Annotated in this window: 3 protein-coding genes; all 3 read left to right on the top strand. The window is 76.5% G+C overall.

All coding sequences use genetic code 11. The features are described 5' to 3' along the window. The coding region (locus ACWJ6R_RS32080; protein ID WP_449065809.1) for a hypothetical protein at positions 1 to 239 on the top strand (239 nt) is incomplete at its 5' end. After that, entirely contained in the window at positions 236 to 2,620 is a 2,385-nt protein-coding gene (locus ACWJ6R_RS32075) for a VIT domain-containing protein (protein ID WP_449065808.1), read from the top strand. The genes ACWJ6R_RS32080 and ACWJ6R_RS32075, both read left to right, overlap by 4 nt. A 109-nt stretch (positions 2,621 to 2,729) precedes the next feature. Then, positions 2,730 to 3,593: a homocysteine S-methyltransferase gene (gene mmuM / locus ACWJ6R_RS32070; RefSeq protein WP_449065807.1), complete on the top strand. Its 864-nt coding sequence runs from the start codon at positions 2,730 to 2,732 to the stop codon at positions 3,591 to 3,593. Positions 3,594 to 3,793: the final 200 nt, after the last annotated feature.

Raw genomic sequence — 3,793 nt, 5'->3', positions numbered from 1 at the left:
ACCGTACGGCGGGGCGGCCTCCCCGGCCTCCCCCGGCCTCCCCTGCCGCCTCCACCACCGCCACCGCCACCGCCTCGGCCGTGCCCGCCGTACGGCTGGCCGCCGGGGTGGCCCTCCTGCTCGACGGCGCGAGCCGTACCCCGTCCCACGACGACCTCGCCGAGATCGCCGCCGCGTCCGAGGCGCTCCTGGCGGTCCTGCGCGAGCGTGGGCTCGCCTCTCCGGAAGGAAAGCCATGACGATCAACTCCATCACCCCGCTGCGGCCGGACGAGTGCGAGCCGGTCCCCGACGCCGGGCTGGGCGCGCTCGTCACCGAGCGCGGCAACCTGCCCCTGGAGAGCGTGGACGTCACCGCCGAGGTCTCCGGCCTGGCCGCCGGGGTGACGGTGACGCAGACCTTCCGCAACGCCTTCGACGTGGCGCTGGAGGCGACCTACGTCTTCCCGCTGCCCGACCGGGCCGCGGTGACGGCCTTCCGGATGGAGGCCGACGGGCACGTCGTCGAGGGCGTGCTGAAGGAGCGCGGCCGGGCCAGGGCCGACTACGACCAGGCGGTCGCCGAGGGGCGGAGGGCGGCCATCGCCGAGGAGGACCGGCCCGACGTCTTCACCATCCGGGTCGGCAACATCGTGCCGGGCGAGCGGGTCACCGTACGGCTCACGCTCGACCAGCCGCTCCCCTACGAGGACGGCGCGGCGACGTTCCGCTTCCCGCTGGTCGTCGCCCCCCGCTACATCCCCGGCGCCCCGCTCGACGGCGGGCAGGCCGGCGACGGCTGGGCCGCCGACACCGACGCGGTCCCCGACGCCTCCCGCATCACCCCGCCGGTGCTGCTGCCCGGCTTCCCCCACCCGGTGCGGCTCTCGCTCGCGGTCACCGTCGACGCCGCCGGCCTGGAGCTGCGCGAGGTCCGCTCCAGCCTGCACACGGTCCTGCAGGAGGGCCGCACCGTACGGCTGGCGCCGGGCGAGCGGCTGGACCGCGACTTCATCCTGCGCCTGCGCTTCGACGCCTCCACCGCCCTGGCCCTCGTCCCCGACCCGGACGGATCAGGGGACGAGGGCACGTTCGCGCTGACCGCGGTCCCGGAGCGGGGGCCGTCGGCGCCCGCGCCGAAGGACGTCGTGCTGGTGCTGGACCGCTCGGGCAGCATGACCGGCTGGAAGATGGTCGCGGCCCGGCGCGCCGCCGCCCGCATCGTCGACACGCTGACCGGCGACGACCGGTTCGCCGTGCTCGCCTTCGACACCGTGGTGGAGCACCCCGGGCGGCTCGGCGAGGACGGCGGCGGACTGGTGCGGGCCACCGACCGCAACCGCTACCGGGCGGTGGAGTACCTCGCCCGGCTGGAGGCGCGCGGCGGCACCGAGATGGTGGAGCCGCTGGAGCGCGCCGCCGCGCTGCTCGGCGACTCCGCGCGGGACCGGGTGCTGGTGCTGGTCACCGACGGGCAGGTGGGCAACGAGGACCAGATCCTGGAGCGGACCGCCGGGCGGCTGGCCGGGGTGCGGGTGCACACGGTCGGCATCGACCAGGCCGTCAACGCGGGCTTCCTGGGCCGGCTGGCCGGGCTCGGCGCGGGCCGGTGCGAGCTGGTGGAGTCGGAGGACCGGCTGGACGAGGCCATGGAGCACATCCACCGCAGGATCGGCGCGCCGCTGGTCACCGACCTGTCCCTGGCGGGGGACGGCCTGGAACCGGTCCCCGGCTCGACCGGCCGCCTCGGCTCGGTCTATCCCGGCGTGCCGCTGACCGTCCGCGGCCGCTACCGGGGCACGCCGTCGGAGTCCTCCGCCGGCGTGGTCCTGCGCGGCCTGGACGCCGCCGGACGGCCGTGGGAGCGGCGGATCACCGGGACGCGGGCGGACAACCCGGCGGTGCGCTCGATCTGGGCGCGGGCCCGGCTGCGCGACCTGGAGGACCGCTACGCCGCCGGAGACCGCTCACTGGAGGAGGAGATCGTCTCGACCTCCCTGGAGTACGGCGTGCTCTGCCGGTTCACCGCGTTCGTCGCGGTCGACAGCCGGGTGGTCGCCGAGGGCGGCCCGGAGCACCGGGTGATCCAGCCGGTGGAGCCGCCGAGCGGCTGGGAGACGCCGGCGGCCGCGGCCGCGCCGATGACCCTGGCCGCCATGCCCGTGGCCATGTCCGCGCCCATGCCCGCGCCCATGCCCGCGCCCATGCCCGCGCCGCGGATGGCCGCTCCCGGATCTCCGCCGCCCTCCCCCGCACCGGTGTACGGCGGGACCCCCGTGCCGCGCTCGCCGATGAGGTCCCGGTCCGTCCCGCCTCCCACTCCCACCACCCCCGCCGGCGTCCCGGCCGGTTCCGGTGCGCGAGACGACGCCCTGCGCACGCAGCTGGCCGAGGAGCTCCGGCGGCTGCGTGCCGCCGAGTCCCTCCCCCCCGCCGAGCGGCTGCGCCTGCTGTCCGATCTGGGCAGCCGCCTGGCCGCCCTGGCCGTCTTCCTCGGTGGCCACGCGGAGCTGGAGGCGCTGGCCGGGGAGCTGACGTCGGCGGGCCCCGGCGCCGACGCGGACGCGCTGTGGCGGCAGGCCGTCCGGAGCCTGGAGACGCTGAGCGAGCCGAAGCGGCGCCGCCCCTTCTGGAAGCGGTGACCGCCGGGTCCGGCGGAACGGCCGCTCCCGCGGCCGGCCCGCCGGACCGTCCGGAGGTCTTCGAGATCGTCCGCCGGATCCCCCGTCACCTGTGACGTACAGTGGCGGGGTGGTGATTCTCGACGGCGGTCTGGCCACCCATCTGGAGTCCCTGGGCGCGGACCTGGGCGATGCGCTGTGGTCGGCGAAGCTCCTGGTGGAGGACCCCTCCCTGATCCGGCGGGCGCATCTCGACTACTACGCGGCCGGGGCGCAGGTGGCGACCACGGCGAGTTACCAGGCGAGCATTCCGGCGTTCGTGCGCCGGGGGCTGTCCGTCGGGGAGGCCGAGGAGCTGATCCTGCTCTCGGTGCGCCTGGCCGCCGAGGCGCGGGACGCCCACGGCGAGGGCGCGGTGGCCGCCAGCGTCGGCCCGTACGGCGCCTACCTCGCCAACGGCGCCGAATACACCGGCGACTACGACCTCGACGAGGACGGCCTGGCCGCCTGGCACCGCGACCGCTGGCACATCCTGGCCGGCAGCGGAGCCGACTTCCTGGCGTGCGAGACCGTCCCGTCGTACGCCGAGGCCCGCGCGCTGAGGCGGCTGCTCGACGAGACCCCGGGCGTGCGGGCGTGGGTCAGCTTCTCCTGCCGCGACGGCGAGCACATCAGCGACGGCACCCCGATGCGGCGGGCCGCCGGGCTGTTCGCGGGCCACCCCCAGGTCCTCGCCGTCGGGGTCAACTGCACCGCGCCGCGCCACATCCCCAGCCTGATCGAGCGGATCGAGGGCAAGCCCGTCATGGTCTACCCGAACTCCGGCGAGACCTGGGACGCCGCGGCCCGCCGCTGGCGCGGCCTGGCCGACCCCGCCGAGTTCGGCGCGGCGGCGGCGGGATGGCACGCCGCCGGTTCGGACTTCGTCGGCGGCTGCTGCCGTACCACTCCCGAGCACATCCGGCAGATCCGCGAGCACGTCTACGGGGGTTAGACCGGGGTCGCGGCGCCCGTACGGCCGCGGCGGCGCCGCCGGAGGGAGCCGGCGACGCGCGGTATCCCGCCCCTGTCATCCCGTCAGCCCTGTTCGTCCCATCGGACCTATCGGATCATCCAGCCGAGGGCGGCTCCGGCGAACGCCGCCGCCAGGCCGGCCGCCAGCGTGAGCGCCAGGTTCGCCGCGGCTGGGCGCCG

The sequence above is a fragment of the Planomonospora algeriensis genome (assembly GCF_977012225.1).
Note: the sequence above shows the minus strand (reverse complement) of the source record. Positions and strands in the feature narration are given on the sequence as shown.

Coding starts and splice junctions, on each gene's coding strand:
- ACWJ6R_RS32075 (WP_449065808.1), top strand. CDS start 236: ATGACGATCAACTCCATCACCCCGCTGCGGCCGGACGAGTGCGAGCCG.